Source organism: Micromonospora sp. NPDC005254, assembly GCF_042872525.1.
Classification (GTDB): domain Bacteria; phylum Actinomycetota; class Actinomycetes; order Mycobacteriales; family Micromonosporaceae; genus Micromonospora.
Window position 1 is genome coordinate 642,276 of the sequence record NZ_JBIAKM010000002.1, and the last position, 14,976, is coordinate 657,251.

Consider the following 14,976-nt stretch of genomic DNA (forward strand, 5'->3'; position numbering starts at 1 on the left):
GTTCCCCAAGCCCATGACCCGTTTCCGGCGTACCGCAACCGCCGCTGCCGCCCTGGCGTTCACCGCCGTCGCCACCGCCGTGCTCGGCTTCGCCGGGCCGGCGTCCGCCCACGTGACGGTGAACCCGAAGGAGGCGACCCAGGGCGGCTACGCCCGGGTGGCGTTCCGGGTGCCCAACGAGAGCGACACCGCGTCGACCACCAAGCTGGAGGTCGTGCTGCCGGAGAACGCGCCGATCGGCTCGGTGTCGACCATCCCGGTGCCCGGCTGGACGGTGGCGACGGAGAAGCGCAAGGTGGACCCGCCGATCGACGTGCACGGCAGCCAGCTCACCGAGGCGGTCTCCAAGATCACCTGGACGGCGACCGGTGACGCGGCGGTCAAGCCGGGCCAGTTCCAGGAGTTCGGCGTCTCCATGGGCCCGCTGCCGAAGGTCGAGTCCATGGTCTTCAAGACCCTGCAGACGTACTCGGACGGCAACATCGTGCGCTGGATCGACGAGCCGCAGCCGGGCGGCGAGGAGCCGGAGAAGCCCGCTCCGGTGCTCACCCTCACCGCCGCGGGGCCGTCGGCGTCGGCCGCCCCGGCCGCTACGGCCGTCGCCGCGGCAGACGATGACGACGACGAGAGCGAGGGCACCGCGATCGGCCTCGGCATCGCCGGCCTGGTCGCCGGCCTGGCCGGTCTGGTGCTCGGCGGGCTCGCGTTCGCCCGGACCCGCCGGGGCCCGGTCGTCAAGCCCTGACCCCGTCGCTCACCCGCTGGCCCGCCGGACAATCCGGCGGGCCAGCGTGCTTCCCGGGACCGAAGTCGGCCGTGCCGTGGATATCCCCTGATCAGCCGGTGTACGTCGGTAAGGTCGGCCGGGTATCTGGCTACGGAGGGGGACGCTGCGAATGCGGTTCGTGCGGGTGATCACCGGATTGCTGCTGTTGGTCATCGGGATTCCGGCGCTGTTCGCCGGCGGCGGGCTGTGGCTCGTCACCCGGCACGCCGACCCCGGTGGGACCTTCGCCGCCCGGTTCGAGACGGTCCGCACACCCGGCCACGCGGTAGTGGTCACCGATCTCGACCGGCTGCTGCGGCGGGAGGCGCCCTTCGCGCGTGGCGCGCAGACCCGCCTGCGGCTCGACGCCCGTACGCCCGACGGCCCGGCCTTCGTGGGGCTGGCGCCCACCGCCGAGGTGCGCCGGTGGCTGGAGTCCGTGCCGTACGCCTCGGTCCGCCGGGTGGCGTTGGCCCGAGGTCCGCTGCCGGTTCGCACGGACCCGGCGGTCCCGGCGGCGGCCCCGACCGCCGGTGCGGCCCCCACCCCGCTCGGTCGCCCCTTCTGGGTACGCGAGGGTGTCGGCACCCTCGAGTGGAGCGCCGACGAGCTGAGCGGCGAGTCGATGAGCCTGGTGGTGATGCGCCCGGACGGTCGCGCCGACCTGAGCCTGGATCTGCGCGCCGAGTTGCGTGCGGGTTGGGTCGGCCCGGTCACCTGGGGCCTGCTGGCGGCGGGGGTGCTGCTGGTGGCGTGCGCGGTGCTGCTCCTGCTGCGCCCGCCGCGTCCCCGCGAGGTGGTCTTCGTGGTCGAACCGGACCAGGTGCCGGTGCTCGCCGGCCGGCTCGGGGTCACGTCGCTCAGTGGCCTCAGCGCCCGGGATCCCGATGCGGCCCCGCCACTGCCGGCGGTGCGACAGCTCGCCCCGGTCGGCTCCGGCGCGGCCGAGTGGCAGCGGTCGGCGTCCGGCGTCGAACCGATCCGGCCGGTCACCCTCGCCGACCTGGACGCTCCGGCGCGGCTGCCCCGGCCGCCGGAGGTGGCGTTGAGCCTGGCGTGGCCGCCCATCGGCACCGAGCCCACGGCACGGCCGGTGCGGACGGACTGAAGCGGCGAGTGGCCCTCCGCGCTGCCGACGCGGAGGGCCACTCTCACCGGGGGATCGGTGCTACCCGAGCGACGCTTGAGGTAGGTGAGTCCAGATTAGCGCCGATGGTGGCTACTGGGGACTTGTGTCCATTTGGTGCGACTTTTCCTCAGTCCGGATCGGGCGGGCCACCCGGACCGGCAGGACCACCAGCAGCAGCAGGCTGAGCAGCACGTAGCCGTTGCGCAGCACGAAGTCCACCGGGTCGTCGGTGCGGACCGGTGCCACCCCCCAGTCGTGGAACGACACCACGCCGTAGATGATCACTGCGGCGGTGCCCACGGCGAGCCCGGCGAGCCACCGCCGTCGGCGGAACTCCTCCGGCCGGTTCGCGCTCAACGCCGCATCGGCGAGCAGCACCACCGCCGGCACGAACCAGTAGATGTGGTGGGTCCAGGTGATCGGGCTGACCAGAGCGCCGACCAGACCGGTCAGGGTCAGGCCGGTCAGCGCGTCACCGGCACGCGCGGCGCGGACCGCCCGCCACAGGCCGTAACCGGCCACCACCACGACCACCAGGAGCCACAGCAGCCGGTCCGGCTTCTCCGGCGCGGTGAACCGGCTGAGCAGCCCGAAGAGCGACTGGTTGCCGGTGTAGTCGGTGCGACCCACCCGGTCGTTGTCCCACAGCTCCTGCGTCCAGAACCGCCACGAGTCCCCGGGCGCGACCGCCGCCGCGAGCAGGGTCGCCGCCGCCGCCGTCGCGCTCGCCACCGCGGCGGCCCGCCACCGTCGGGTGGCCAGCAGGTACACGATGAAGATGCCCGGGAAGAGTTTGAGCGCCGTCGCCAGCCCCACGCCGACCCCGGCCCAGCGCCGCGCCTGCGGTACGGCGAACAGCAGGTCGGCCAGGATCAGCACGACCAGCAGCATGTTGATCTGCCCGAACGTGATCGTCTCTCGGGTGCTCTCCACCGCCAGCACCAGCAGCACGGCCACGGTCAGGGTGAACGTTCGCGGCAGGTGGTGCCGGGCGATCACCGGCGTCACCAGCCACCGGGTGGTCACCACCACGGCCACCACCGTGAGCACCGTGAAGATCACCACGGTGGCGCCGAGCCGGATCAGCCCGAACGGCCACAGCAGCAGCGCGCTGAAGGGTGGATACGTGAAGTACAGCTCACCCTGCACCCGGTCCGGCTGGACGTAGTCGTAGAGCGGGTGGCCCGCCGTCCACCAGTCCATCGCCGACATGTAGATCTTCAGGTCGAAGAAGTTGTGCACCAGACCGGGCAGGTAGAGCGCCGGCAGCACGGCGATCAGCGCCACGATCGCGACGAGCCGACGGACCGTACGGCCACCGGGATCGTCGTCGGTGACGGCGGGTGGTGCGACGGGTTCGGCTGGCACTTGAGAAACCCTAGCGGTCCGTCCGGTCCAGAGCGCGCAGCCGTGGGGCGTGGGCTGCGCGTAGGCTGTCCCGGTGGCTGATCTCCTCGTCTGGATCGACTGTGAGATGACCGGGTTGGACCTTGGCAGTGACAAGCTGATCGAGGTCGCGGCACTGGTCACCGACCCTGACCTCAACGTGCTGGGTGACGGTGTCGACGTGGTGATCCACGCCGACGAGGCCGCGCTGGAGGCGATGCCGGAGATCGTCCAGACCATGCACGCCAAGTCCGGCCTCACCGAGGAGGTCCGCCGCTCGGCGGTCACCCTGGCCGAGGCCGAGGACCGGGTGCTGGAGTACATCAGCACCTTCGTCAAGGACCCGCGCACCGCGCCACTGTGCGGCAACTCGATCGCCACCGACCGTGGCTTCATCGCCCGGGACATGCCCCGCCTCGACGCGCACCTGCACTACCGCATGATCGACGTCTCGTCGATCAAGGAACTCTGCCGCCGCTGGTACCCCCGGGTGTACTTCGGTCAGCCGCAGAAGGGCCTGGCGCACCGGGCGCTCGCCGACATCCGGGAGAGCATCCGGGAGCTGGAGTACTACCGGCGCACCATCTTCGTCCCGCTGCCCGGCCCGGACGTCGAGACCGCCAAGGCCATCGCCGCCGACCTCTGACGGCGCCTGCCCCCAGCGGGGGCGGCGCTCGCCGGCCCCTGCTGTCGGTGCTCGGCGCGGTCGGCGGGGAACCCGCTGGACGCCGTGAGCGGTGGTGTGGCTATTATTGGTCCGCACCCCGCCCGGGGCGATCGACCGGGCGTCGGAGGCGTGGTGGCTGTAGCTCAGTTGGCAGAGCACCGGGTTGTGGTCCCGGTTGTCGTGGGTTCAATTCCCATCAGTCACCCCAGTTCCAACTCAGGCCCCCTCCACGAGGGGGCCTGAGTTGTTTTTCTGTCACGCGACTGGGTGATCGACTCCAGGTCGCCGATCTGGGGGTGTTCGGCCGTCCTGACACCCCAACCTCGCCGACCTGGAGTGGATCAACCGCTGGGTCGGGGAGTCGCACGCGAAAGCCCCCTCCGTGGAGGGGGCTTTCGTCGTTCTGGCAGCTCAGGCGGTCGGCGTGGCGGACGGGGTGACGGCGCCGTCCGGGGTCGGCGAAGCGTCCGGGTCGGCCGGCGGCTCGTACGGCAGGGCGCTGCCCTTGACGTACTCGTCCCAGCTCATGTTCCAGTCGGTCCAGCCGTTGCCGTTCTGGAGCTTGCGCTCGGTGCCCTTGACCGTGATCGGGTCGCCGATCTGGGTGTTCTTGAACAGCCAGTCGCCGTTGGCCATCGACACGTTCACGCAGCCGTGCGAGACGTTGACGCTGCCCTGCTGCCCTTCGGACCAAGGGGCCGCGTGGATGAACTCGCCACCCCAGGTGAGCCGCTGCGCGAAGTCAATCTTGGTGCGATATCCCTCCTCGGGGCCCAGCTCCTCCATCGTGTCGAACACGGTCTTACGCAGTTTCTCGATCACGACCATCGTCCCGCTGGACGAGGGGGTGCTCTTCTTGCCCAGGCTGACCGGGATGGTCTTGATCACCGAGCCGTCGCGGGTCACCGTCATCCGCTTGGTCTTGTTGTCCACGGTCATGATCAGCGACGAGCCGATCTTGACGTCCACGGAGAGGTCCGAGCGGCCGTAGTAGCCGTCACCCATCGGCAGGCCGCCGGCCTGAACGCGGTAGGAGACCTTGCTGTTCGCCTTCCAGAACTCCTTCGGCCGGTACCGGATCTCAGTGGGGCTGACCCAGTGCCAGATGCCCTCCTGGGCCGGCGTCGAGGTCACCGTCATCCGGCGCTGCACGTCGTCGCGGTAGTCCTCCGGAACGGCACGGCTGAACTTCACGATCAGCGGCATCCCGACGCCGACCACCTGGTTGTCGCCGAGGAAGCTGCTCACCCGTACCTGCTTGTCGGGCTTGGCCATCGTGGTGAAGGTGCTGGTCGCGGTGGCCGGCCGGCCGTCGTCGCCGGTGGCGGTGACCGTGGCGGTGTAGCTGGTGGCGTACTCCAGCGCCCCGTTCGGAAGCCACGTCTTGCCATCCTTGGCGAGGGTGCCCTCGACCGCCTTGCCGGACGCGTCCTTGAGGTCGACGGTGGTCTCCTCGGCGTCCTTCGTGGTGAAGGTGATGCCGGTGGACGCCGGCACGTCCTTGGCGTCCGCCGCCGGCTCGCTGATGGTCGCCGCCGCCTTTGGGGCCGGGCTCTCGTCGCCGCCCTGCCACGAGGACGGCTTGCCGCCGTCGCCGTTGGTGCAGGCGGAGGTGAAGGCCAGCGCCACGGCGAGCAGCCCCGCCGCGAGCACGCGGCGTCGCCCACGGGGCCGGATCAGCTGGTCCTGGCTAGCTCGCATGATGTCCTCACAGTCGTGGTCCCTGACCCATCGTCTCCTAATGACGCGCCAGAACCGGCCTCGGTTGCCGAGGGTGAACCGGAACACGCCGATCAGGATGCCGGAATCTTGGTACCATCCGGCGTTTCGTGATTCGGGCTCGTCTTTGTGCCGGGACTGAGGGTCGCCGCCGCCGTCGTCACGGCGCGGGCAGTGCAAGGGTACGCGCCGGCCCGTGCCATCGGCAGGGCCGGCGCGAAGGAACCGAACCCTCAGAGCGCCGGGCCGGACCCACCCTTGGGCACCGGCAGCGCGCTGCCCTTCACGAACTCCGACCAGCTCAGGCTCCATGCCGTCCAGCCGTTGCCGGCGACGATCTTGCGCTCGGTGCCCTTGATCGTGATCGGATCGCCGATCCGCGTCTTGTCGAACAGCCACTTGGCGTTCGCCGTCGACACGTTCACGCAGCCGTGCGAGACGTTGGACCGCCCCTGCACATGCTCGGACCAGGGCGCGGCGTGGATGTACTCGCCACCCCAGGTGAGCCGCTGAGCGAAGTCGATCTCGGTGACGTAGCGGTTGGCCGGGTCCGGATCGTCGCGGGTGTCGAAGACCGTGGACTCCTTCTTCTCCATCACGACCATCGTCCCGCTCGACGACGGGGTGCTCTTCTTGCCCAGGCTCACCGGGATGGTGCGCGACAGCGCACCGTTCTCGTACACCGACATCTTCTTCGTGGCGTTGTCGACCTTCATCACGAACGACCGGCCGATCTTGGCGGTGGCCTTGCGGTCGACGTCGCCGTACTTGCCGTTGCTCAGCGGCACGCCGGCCAGCGCGATCCGCACGGTGATGGTGGTGCCCGGCTGCCAGTACTCCGGTGCGCGGTAGTAGGCCTGGGTGCCGTTGTCGACCCAGTGCCAGGCGCCCGGCTGCGGCGGGTCGGTCTTGACGAACATCCGCTTCTGGACCGCGGCCCGGTCCTTCTTCGGGATGCCCGGGTGGAACTCGGTGACCACCGGCATGGCGACCCCGTAGCTCTTGTCGTCGAAGAGGTACAGGCCGGACCCGATGGTCGACTTCGGCTTGGCCATCGTGGTGAAGGTGCTGGTGCCCTGGCTGGTCGTGCCGTCGGGCCCGGTAGCGGTCACCGTGGCGGTGTAGTTGGTGCCGTACTTCAGGGGAGCGGACGGCACCCAGGCGGAGCCGTCGGTGCGCAGCTTGCCCTCCACCGCACCCCCGCCGGCCGCGGCCAGGGTGACTGAGGCGACCTTGCCACCGTCCGGGAGCTTGGCGCTGATCTCCGTGCTCACGGGCTTGTTCTTCGTGCCGTTGGCCGGGCTCAGCGTCAGTGCCGGCCCGCTGGGCGCGTTCGACGCACCCGGGGCTGACGGCGCAGCCGATTCGGGTACGGCACTTGCATCTGTCGACGTCCCGCCGACGAATTCCGGCTTCTTCTGCTCGTCGCCGCACCCGGTCAGTGCCAGCGACGCCGCCAGGGTCAGAGCGCCCACCACCGCCCCGGCTCGCGTGAACCGTGCCATCCCCACCTCTGTTCTCGCGTACCTGGCGGACATCGTGCCCCATCAGTGCCCCGACCCATGCCCCTGCCCCGGAGCTGGCGGTCGGTTTATGACTGTATGTCCCTTAAGCTCGACCGAAGGGGGGAGTCGGGTAACCGGATTGGAGCCCGAGTTGGCGGGGTGCTAATGTTCTCTCCGTTGCCGACGAGCGCCGCTAGCTCAACTGGCAGAGCAGCGGACTCTTAATCCGCGGGTTCGGGGTTCGAGTCCCTGGCGGCGCACCAACGAGCAAGGCCCTGATCTGGTGTTCACACCAGGCCGGGGCCTTTTTCGCGTACGTTGCGGTCGGCGCGGGCGACCTGCCGGGCCCGTCGGTGTCGTCCTGCTCGGAGACGCCGGTGCTCACCTCGACCGGAGCTACCCGTTCCTGAGATCATGTCGCGATGCGGGGACCGGCATGAGCATCACGTCCGTCATCAACTACAAGGGCGGGGTCGGTAAGACCACGATCACCATGAACCTCGGCGCCGAGCTCGCCGCCCGTGGCCGCAAGGTGCTGCTGATCGACTTGGACCCGCAGGCCAGCCTCACCTTCTCGTTCTATCCGGCCGCCGAGTGGGAGACCGACCTCGCGTACGAGAGGACCATCCTGCAGTGGTTCGGCTCGGTGCTTGCCGACGAGCCCACCGGCGCGCTGCACCCGTACGTGCTCACCCCGGAGCCGGTCAACGCGCTGCTGCCCGACGGCGGCCGGCTCGACCTGATCGCCTCCCACCTTCAGCTCGTCGACGTAGATCTGGACCTCGCCGCGGCTCTCGGCGGGTCACGCTTTCAGCACGGCAGCCCGCATTTCCTGCCGCTGCACCGGGCGCTCGCCGACGCGCTCGCCACCGACGAGTTCGCCGGGTACGACGACATCCTGATCGACTGCGCGCCCAACTTCACCATGGTCACCCGGACGGCCATCGTGGCCAGTGAACACATCCTGACCCCGGCGAAGCCCGACTACCTGTCCACACTCGGCATCGACTACCTGCGCAGCAAGGTCTCCGAGCTGGTCCGCGATTTCAACCGGGTGGCCGCCCCCGGCCCGACCATCGACCCGCAGTACCTGGGCGTGGTGTTCACTATGATCCAGTACGCCGCGGGTGGTCCGATCACCGCGTCCCGCAACTACATGCGGCTCACCGACAACCTGGAGGTCCCGGTGTTCCGGCAGACCATCCGGGAGAACAAGACCCTGTTCGGCACGGCCGGTGAACGGCACCTGCCCGCCGTGCTGGTGCCGAACGCCAACGACAAGGTGCAGTACGAGCTCCAGCAGCTGGCCAGCGAGTTCCTGGCCCGCACCCGCCCCTAGAAGGAGAGCCACCGGTGTCCGACCCCGCCGACCTCGCCCACGCCGTACTCCTGCGGGTGGCGGAGTTCGTCCGCGCGCTGCCCGCCGACCAGCTCGCCGCCCTGGCCGACGGCGCGGCGAAACTCGCCGTCGTCGACAAGGCCCGGCCCGCCGCCCGGACGACGACGGCGGCTTCGGCCGGCGTGGACACCAACCGGGTCCGCACCGACCTCGCGGCGATCGGCGACCGGGCGGCCGGCGCCCGCTACCTCGCCGACCTGAAGCTCACCGTGGTGAAGCTGCGGGCGCTGGCCAGGGAGCTGGGCATCGCGGTGCCCAGCAAGGCCAAGAAGGCCGACATCGAGCAGGACATCCTGCAGTGGACGGTGGGCCGACGGCTGGATTCGGCCGCCATCAGCCGTCCGTCGGCCGCCCGGAACTGACCGCGTCCTCCGGCAGCAGGCTGGCCCGCAGCTCGGCCAGCACGTCGGCCCAGAACGCCGGCGGCGCCGCGCCGCGGAGCTGACCGGCGAGATGTTCGGCAAGCCGGTGCGCCTCCCGCCGGGTGAACGTCGCGTCCGCCGGGTCGTCCATCGACGGCCGGGGCCGGACTGGCGCGTCCAGCGGCACCGGGTCGCCCGTGCAGACGATGTCCAGGTGCCCGGTCGTGCGAGTCAGCGCCACGTACAGCAGCCGGTGGCCGCGTTCGTCACTGGCCACGATCTCCACCGGTTCGACCACCACCACCGCGTCGAACTCCAGGCCCTTGGCCTCCTGCGGGCTGATCAGGTTGACCGCGCCGCCCAACTCGCCCCGGTCGGCGCTGCTCCAGGTCATCCCGTTCGCGGCCAGCGCCGCCTCGACCGGTCGCCGCTGCCGGGGCGGGCAGACGATGCCGACGAACCGGCCGGCTTCGGCGTGCCCCCGCGCCACCGTGACCGCCCGGCCGGCCAGCTCGGCCAGGCCCACCCGGTGCACGCCGGTGTCCGCCGGCCCGTCCCGGACCACTTCCACCGGTGTCACGCCCGGCGCGGCCACCGGCAGCAGCGGCGCCGCCGTCTCGTACGCCTGGCGGGGTACGCGGTAGCCGTACCGCAGGGGGGTGATCCTCGCCGGGTGCACGGTCGGCAGGTGGGTGAGCACCTCGTCCCACGAGTCGCGCGCCCAGTTGCCGGTGGACTGGGCGAGGTCACCGACGACCGTCAGCGACCCGGTCGCGCTGCGTCGGGCCACCGCGCGCAACTGCATTGGGGACAGGTCCTGTGCCTCGTCGATCACCACGTGCGCGTACCGCCGGCCCGGCCCGTCGATCAGGTGCGCCAGCTCGTCCAACAGCGGCAGGTCCGCTGCCGACCAGGTCTCCCGGGACAACCGGTCCGCGCCACGCCGGTGCAGCGCAGCCACCTCCGCCGGGGTGAACTCGTCCCCGGCGGCCGCCCGCAGCCGCGCGGTGGAGCCCAGCAGGTCACGCAGGAAGCCGGCCGGGGTCTGCGGTGGCCAGAGCCGGTCGGTGAGATTGCCGACCGCCTCCGAACGGGCCGGGTCCAGCCCGGTCCGGGCGGCGACCAGGGCGGTGAGCCGGTCGCGCAGCAGCCCACGGCGGCCCCCGTACGGCAGGGTCGCCGCCCGTGCCGCGGCGAGCGCCTCGGCCACTTCGACACCGGGCAGGGTGACGAAACGGCCGCCGACCAGCAGCCGCTCGGCCGGGTCCGGGGCGCCGATCCGGGCGTCCAGCGCGCGGGCCAGTAGACCCGCCATCCGGGCCTCGCCCTTGATCCGGGCGACCGCGTCGGGCTCGGTGCGGCCCCGCGGCACATCCGGGCCGAGCCGGCCGACGTCGCGCAGTTCCACCCCGTCGTCGCCCAGCGTCGGCAGCACCTGGCCGATGTACCGGACGAAGGTCGGGTGCGGCCCGACCACCAGCACATCCTGCGCCGACATGTCGTCCCTGTGCTGGAACAGCAGCCAGGACACCCGGTGCAGTGCCACGGCGCTCTTGCCGGTGCCGGGACCACCCTCGATCACCAGCACCTGGTCGCGCGGGGCGCGGATCAGGGCGAACTGGGCGGCCTGAATGGTGGCCACGATGTCCCGCATGGTGCCGGTACGCCCCCGGGCCAGATCGGCCAGCAGTTGCGCGTCCACCGCCTCGGCGATCTCGGCGAGGATGGTGTCGGCGACCTCCTCGATCGTGTTCCCGGCGCAGATGAAGGCGCGCTTGCGACGTACCCCCGCTGGGTTTTCCGGGGTGGCCTCGAACCAGCCTGCGGCGGCCGGCGCTTGCCAGTTGACCACCAGCACCTCGCCCTCGGCGTCCCGGATCAGGTGCCGCCCGACGTACCAGGTGTCGCCCGTCTCTGCGTCCACCCGGCCGAACGCCACCGCTTCGTCCGTCGCACCCAACGCCCGCTGCGCCGCGTCGGCGTACCGGCGCAGGTGCGCGGCGGCGCCGGAGTGGGCCGCGGCGGACGGCAGGTGCCGCAGGTCATCGCGACGTCGGTTCCGGTGCGCCGCCGCCGCATCGAAGTACGCCTGCTCGGCGGCGATCTCGGCAGCCCTGGACGTCACGCACCCCTCCCCACACCCGAGCCGGCCCGTGGGACCGACGGGATTCGATCCGGTTACCGTACCGGTCGGGTCCGACTCCGCGTCGGCCGTGGATGGACACCCACCGTCCTTGCCCGAGCCGCGATACTGGGGCCGTGTCGAGTCTTCGTCGAGTGCTCAGTGCGATTCGTGGCGCCCACCGGGCACGCTGGCTGCGCCGCGCCCTGCTGGTGGCGGCGCTCGGGGCGGTGTTGGCCGGCGCGGTCACCGGGGGCAGCGTGGTGTGGGTCCGCTCTGGCGCGGAGGGCCGGACCTTCACCGTCGAGGACGTTCCCGAGGCGCCGGTGGCCCTGGTGCTGGGCGCCCAGGTCGACCCCGGCGGGCAGCCGTCGGCGTTCCTGGCCGCCCGGCTGGAGATCGCGCGGCAACTGCTCACGGCCGGCAAGGTCCATGCCATCCTGGTCTCCGGTGACCACATGAACTGGGGGTACGACGAGCCGGGCGCAATGCGGCAGTGGCTGGTCGACCGGGGGGTGCCCGACCAGAAGGTGGTGCTCGACCACGCCGGCTTCGACACGTACGACTCCTGCGCCCGGGCCAGGCAGATCTTCGGGGTGCGCCAGGCCACCGTAGTCACCCAGTCCTTTCACCTGGACCGGGCTGTCACGCTCTGCCGGGCCCTCGGCGTCGAGGCCAACGGCGTGGGCGACGAGACGGCCAAGCGGTACGCGCCGCTGTGGCGCCGGGGCGTCGCGCGCGAGTACGGCGCCGCCGACAAGGCGGCGTGGGACGTGCTGTCACGGCGTGAACCGGTGTACCTGGGCCGGCACGAGACAGGCGTCGACGACGCCCTGCGAGGCTGAACCGGCGGCGCGCCACCCGGCGCGAGGGGCAGTGACGGGGGGCGCACGGCGCCACGATCGACGTCACGAGCCGCCTCGACCACGGCACGCTGTTCGCCATCACGTTTCCCCTCGTCGTCCCAGCCTCTCGCCGACGCCGCACAGCCAGCGCAGACGACCGACAGACGGCCCCGACCGTCCTGTCCGGACGGCCAGGGCGGGCCCGTCAGGCCGGGTCCGTGGCCCGCAGCCGTGGCCACCGCTGCTCGGTCCAGGCCCACAACAGCCACTCCACCGGTCCGTACCGGAACCGGGCCATCCACGCCGCGCTGGCGGCGAGCTGCACGCCGTAGATCGCGACCGCGATGAGGAGGACGACCGGAGGTGCGACGGCACCGGCGAGACCCAACCCGACGCCGGTGAAGACCAGTACGCAGAGCAGCGACTGGCCCCGGTAGTTCGACAGGGACATCCGTCCGGCCGGCGCGAGGACGGCGACCACCCGCCGTCCCCGGTCGGTCTGAAAGAACTCCAGGAGGGTGGCGGCGTACGCGGCCGCGAGCAGCGGCGCGGTGAGTATGCCCACCGTCAGTCCGGTCAGGTTGGCGGTGCCCCCACCCGAGGCGAAGACCACCGCACCGGCCAGGCCTATCGGATAGCCCAGCTGCCGCACCCGACGCAGGAGCCGCCGGTTCCCGACGACGTCGGTGAGGAGCCGGCGAGCGCGAGGACGAAACCGATTCCGCCGGTCAGCAGGACGGCGGCGCGCAGCGCGGTCCCGACGGCGACTCTTCGCGTGGCGAGCAGGACCAGGCCGAGCAGTGCGTACGTGGTCAGGATGTCGCCCTGGAACAACAGCACCGCGTGCAGGATCCCGAGCACGAAGAGCCCGGCCAGCCGTCGCCGGAACCGGGGAGCGAAGTCGACGCCCCGCCGAGCGGCGGAGTCGAGCTGGAGCGTGAAGCTGTAGCCGAACAGGAAGGAGAAGAGCAGGTACGCCTTCATCGCGAGGAGCGCCTCGACCACTTACCGGGCCGCCTGGTCGCCCCACGAGTCGTGGGCGGGATCGGGGACCAGATGGAAGGGGTAGCCGGAGGCGAAGAAGGCGATGTTGACAACCAGGATGAGGAGCAGCGCCACGGCGCGCAGCGCGTCGACGTCGGCGATCCGGGAGAACGTCCCGGGCGACCCGTCATTCACGACTGGCGGGTCTTCGATGGAGAACTTCGCGCGACCACCCCCGTGGCGAACAGGAAATCGTTTCGATGGCTCCTCTGTGACGCTATGGAACGGCCTGTCCAGGTGACAGCCGGTGAGCGGGAAGGTCGCCGGTGGGGCAGGCCCTACCCCCGGGGTGGAAGGTGGAACGAATGCCGGCGAACCGGCCGGCCGGGATGGCTACTGCCGCTTCGGGAGCAGCAACTCCTCGTGGTCGAGTTCCCGCTCCAGGACCCGCAGTTCCTCGTCCGGCAGCCGACCGGAGTCCCGCCAGCGCACCAACTCCTCGCGCTGCGCGTCGAGGGCCGTGCGGCGGACCCGCAGGGCCGTCTCGTACTGCGGGGAGGTGGGTAGCTCTTCTGACCCGCTCTGCTCAAGCAGGTCGAGTCGCCCGCGGTAACGCGCCAGGCGGGCCAGCAACTGGGTCCGGGTGGTGTTGACGGCCACCGTGCTGTCCGGCTCGGCGGCGGCGACCTCGTCGAGGCGGGCCAGGGCGGCCTCCACCGCCGCCGAACGGGCCTCGTTGCGTACGCGGGCCTGGTCCGTCTCGTTGGCGCGCAGGCCGAGCATCCGCACGAGCGGTGCGAAGGTCAGGCCCTGCCCGACGAGCGTGACGAGCACGACCACGAAGGTGCAGAACAGCAGGAGGTCGCGGTCGGGGAAGGGTGACCCGTCGTCGGTGGTCAGCGGCAGTGTGAAGATCGCAGCCAGGCTGATGACGCCGCGCGTACCGGACCAGCTCAGCGCCACCACCTCCCGGGAGGTGAGGCGGCGGGCGTTGCGGTCGGCCCGGGCGATCTGCCGTGCGGTGCTCGGCTCGTCGGTGTCGTCCTGCTCGGAGATGCCACCCAGGCGGGTGTGCAGGGAGCGGGGGAGCGACTGCGTCATCACCAGCCAGGCGGGGCGCAGGAGCAGCACCACGCCCACGGACACCGCGACGGCGATGACGATGGTCGACGTGTCGTACTGGCGCAGTCCCTTGACGACCTCCGGAAGCTGCTGGCCGATCAGCAGGAAGACGAAGCCTTCGAGGAGGAAGTCGACCAGCCGCCACACCGCGCTGGTCTGCAGCCGGGCGGCCCCGGACCCGACCTGCGGCGTCTGGTGACCGACGATCAGCCCGGCGATCACGACGGCGAGCACGCCGGAGACGTGCAGCGCCTCGCCCAGCAGGTAGGCCACGAACGGTGTCGCCAGCGAGATCGCGTTGGACAGCAACGGGTCCGCGGTGAGAGGTCGGGCCAGCCGTTTCGCCCAGGCGACGGCCGCACCCACAGCGACGCCACCGACTGCCGCCAGCACGAACTGCGCGACGGCGGCGGGGAACGAGAACGTCCCGCCGACGGCGGCGGCCACCGCCACGCTGAGCATCGTCAGCGCCGTCGCGTCGTTCAGCAGCCCCTCGCCCTGGATGATCGTGACCATCTTCGGGGGCAGGTTGACGCGCCGGCCCACCGCCAGGGCGGCCACCGGGTCGGGCGGAGCTATCGCGGCGCCGACCGCGATTCCGGCGGCGAGCGTCGCCCCGGCGACGAACAGGTGGAACCCGATGCCGACGAGTACTCCGGTGAGAAGCACCAGGACGACGGACAGGCTGACCACGATGCGCAGGTTCCGCCGGATGTCCAGCAGCGAGGAGTCCAGTGCGGCGCTGTAGAGCAGCGGCGGCAGCACGACCATGAGCACCAGCTCGGGGTCGAGGCTGACGTTGGGGCCGGGGAGCAGCGCGTACGCGATGCCGATGAGCGGCAGCAGCGCCGCCGCCGGCAGGCCGGTGCGCGACGCCACCCACCGCACGGCGACGATGACCGCGACGGCAGCGAGCACGAACAACACCATCGAATGGGCGCTCACCTGGTGACGTCCCCCTGGATCGGCG

Annotated in this window: 14 protein-coding genes and 2 tRNA genes; 8 read left to right on the plus strand and 8 right to left on the minus strand. The window is 71.3% G+C overall.

The features are described 5' to 3' along the window. Window positions 1–13 precede the first annotated feature (13 nt). Together ACFYPR_RS08610 and ACFYPR_RS08615 are read left to right on the plus strand one after the other, a co-directional pair. Entirely contained in the window at window positions 14–745 is a 732-nt protein-coding gene (locus ACFYPR_RS08610) for a YcnI family protein (protein WP_354855167.1), read from the plus strand. Between the two features lie 151 nt (window positions 746–896). Continuing rightward, entirely contained in the window at window positions 897–1,874 is a 978-nt protein-coding gene (locus ACFYPR_RS08615; protein ID WP_387259159.1) for a hypothetical protein, read from the plus strand. Between the two features lie 111 nt (window positions 1,875–1,985). Here ACFYPR_RS08615 and ACFYPR_RS08620 read toward each other — a convergent pair whose 3' ends face one another. After that, window positions 1,986–3,263 carry a glycosyltransferase 87 family protein gene (locus ACFYPR_RS08620; protein ID WP_354855168.1) on the minus strand — a complete coding sequence of 426 codons (1,278 nt, stop codon included), beginning with the start codon at window positions 3,261–3,263 and terminating at the stop codon, window positions 1,986–1,988. Between the two features lie 73 nt (window positions 3,264–3,336). Here ACFYPR_RS08620 and orn point away from each other — a divergent pair, with 73 nt between their 5' ends. Together orn and ACFYPR_RS08630 are read left to right on the plus strand one after the other, a co-directional pair. Then, a complete protein-coding gene (gene orn / locus ACFYPR_RS08625) occupies window positions 3,337–3,927 on the plus strand; it encodes an oligoribonuclease (protein WP_354855169.1) in 591 nt (196 codons plus the stop codon). A gap of 153 nt (window positions 3,928–4,080) precedes the next feature. Continuing rightward, a tRNA-His gene (locus ACFYPR_RS08630) sits at window positions 4,081–4,156 on the plus strand. 203 nt (window positions 4,157–4,359) lie between these two features. Here ACFYPR_RS08630 and ACFYPR_RS08635 read toward each other — a convergent pair. Together ACFYPR_RS08635 and ACFYPR_RS08640 are read right to left on the minus strand one after the other, a co-directional pair. Further along, on the minus strand, window positions 4,360–5,649 hold the full coding sequence (locus ACFYPR_RS08635; protein ID WP_354855170.1) for an Ig-like domain-containing protein: 1,290 nt from the start codon (window positions 5,647–5,649) through the stop codon (window positions 4,360–4,362). A gap of 251 nt (window positions 5,650–5,900) precedes the next feature. Then, on the minus strand, window positions 5,901–7,172 hold the full coding sequence (locus tag ACFYPR_RS08640; protein WP_355066942.1) for an Ig-like domain-containing protein: 1,272 nt from the start codon (window positions 7,170–7,172) through the stop codon (window positions 5,901–5,903). Between the two features lie 187 nt (window positions 7,173–7,359). Here ACFYPR_RS08640 and ACFYPR_RS08645 point away from each other — a divergent pair. The 3 genes from ACFYPR_RS08645 (at window position 7,360) to ACFYPR_RS08655 (ending at window position 8,933) form a co-directional block, all read left to right on the plus strand. Beyond that, window positions 7,360–7,435, plus strand: a tRNA-Lys gene (locus ACFYPR_RS08645). A gap of 173 nt (window positions 7,436–7,608) precedes the next feature. Next, window positions 7,609–8,511: a ParA family protein gene (locus tag ACFYPR_RS08650; protein WP_354855172.1), complete on the plus strand. Its 903-nt coding sequence runs from the start codon at window positions 7,609–7,611 to the stop codon at window positions 8,509–8,511. A 14-nt stretch (window positions 8,512–8,525) separates the two neighbouring features. Beyond that, window positions 8,526–8,933: a hypothetical protein gene (locus ACFYPR_RS08655; RefSeq protein WP_355066943.1), complete on the plus strand. Its 408-nt coding sequence runs from the start codon at window positions 8,526–8,528 to the stop codon at window positions 8,931–8,933. On the opposite strand, the gene ACFYPR_RS08660 is transcribed toward ACFYPR_RS08655, so the two are convergent. Further along, a complete protein-coding gene (locus ACFYPR_RS08660) occupies window positions 8,905–11,058 on the minus strand; it encodes a HelD family protein (RefSeq protein ID WP_387259162.1) in 2,154 nt (717 codons plus the stop codon). The genes ACFYPR_RS08655 and ACFYPR_RS08660 overlap by 29 nt on opposite strands. 152 nt (window positions 11,059–11,210) lie before the next feature. Here ACFYPR_RS08660 and ACFYPR_RS08665 point away from each other — a divergent pair, with 152 nt between their 5' ends. Beyond that, window positions 11,211–11,900, plus strand: coding sequence for an ElyC/SanA/YdcF family protein (locus ACFYPR_RS08665; RefSeq protein ID WP_363938978.1), 690 nt, complete (start codon window positions 11,211–11,213; stop codon window positions 11,898–11,900). Between the two features lie 205 nt (window positions 11,901–12,105). On the opposite strand, the gene ACFYPR_RS08670 is transcribed toward ACFYPR_RS08665, so the two are convergent. The 4 genes from ACFYPR_RS08670 to ACFYPR_RS08685 all read right to left on the minus strand — a co-directional run bounded on the left by ACFYPR_RS08670 (window position 12,106) and on the right by ACFYPR_RS08685 (window position 14,951). Beyond that, window positions 12,106–12,552: a DUF418 domain-containing protein gene (locus ACFYPR_RS08670; protein ID WP_387259164.1), complete on the minus strand. Its 447-nt coding sequence runs from the start codon at window positions 12,550–12,552 to the stop codon at window positions 12,106–12,108. Continuing rightward, a complete protein-coding gene (locus tag ACFYPR_RS08675) occupies window positions 12,528–12,905 on the minus strand; it encodes a hypothetical protein (RefSeq protein WP_387259167.1) in 378 nt (125 codons plus the stop codon). The genes ACFYPR_RS08670 and ACFYPR_RS08675 overlap by 25 nt, the downstream gene beginning before the upstream one ends. Continuing rightward, on the minus strand, window positions 12,906–13,079 hold the full coding sequence (locus tag ACFYPR_RS08680) for a hypothetical protein (RefSeq protein ID WP_387259170.1): 174 nt from the start codon (window positions 13,077–13,079) through the stop codon (window positions 12,906–12,908). A 198-nt stretch (window positions 13,080–13,277) separates the two neighbouring features. Beyond that, a complete protein-coding gene (locus ACFYPR_RS08685) occupies window positions 13,278–14,951 on the minus strand; it encodes a Na+/H+ antiporter (protein WP_387259172.1) in 1,674 nt (557 codons plus the stop codon). Window positions 14,952–14,976 lie beyond the last annotated feature (25 nt).

Excerpts from the sequence above, each read along its gene's own strand:
- ACFYPR_RS08650 (WP_354855172.1), top strand. The coding sequence starts at position 7,609 with ATGAGCATCACGTCCGTCATCAACTACAAGGGCGGGGTCGGTAAGACC.
- ACFYPR_RS08640 (WP_355066942.1), bottom strand. The coding sequence starts at position 7,172 with ATGGCACGGTTCACGCGAGCCGGGGCGGTGGTGGGCGCTCTGACCCTG.
- ACFYPR_RS08610 (WP_354855167.1), top strand. The coding sequence starts at position 14 with ATGACCCGTTTCCGGCGTACCGCAACCGCCGCTGCCGCCCTGGCGTTC.
- ACFYPR_RS08615 (WP_387259159.1), top strand. The coding sequence starts at position 897 with ATGCGGTTCGTGCGGGTGATCACCGGATTGCTGCTGTTGGTCATCGGG.
- ACFYPR_RS08635 (WP_354855170.1), bottom strand. The coding sequence starts at position 5,649 with ATGCGAGCTAGCCAGGACCAGCTGATCCGGCCCCGTGGGCGACGCCGC.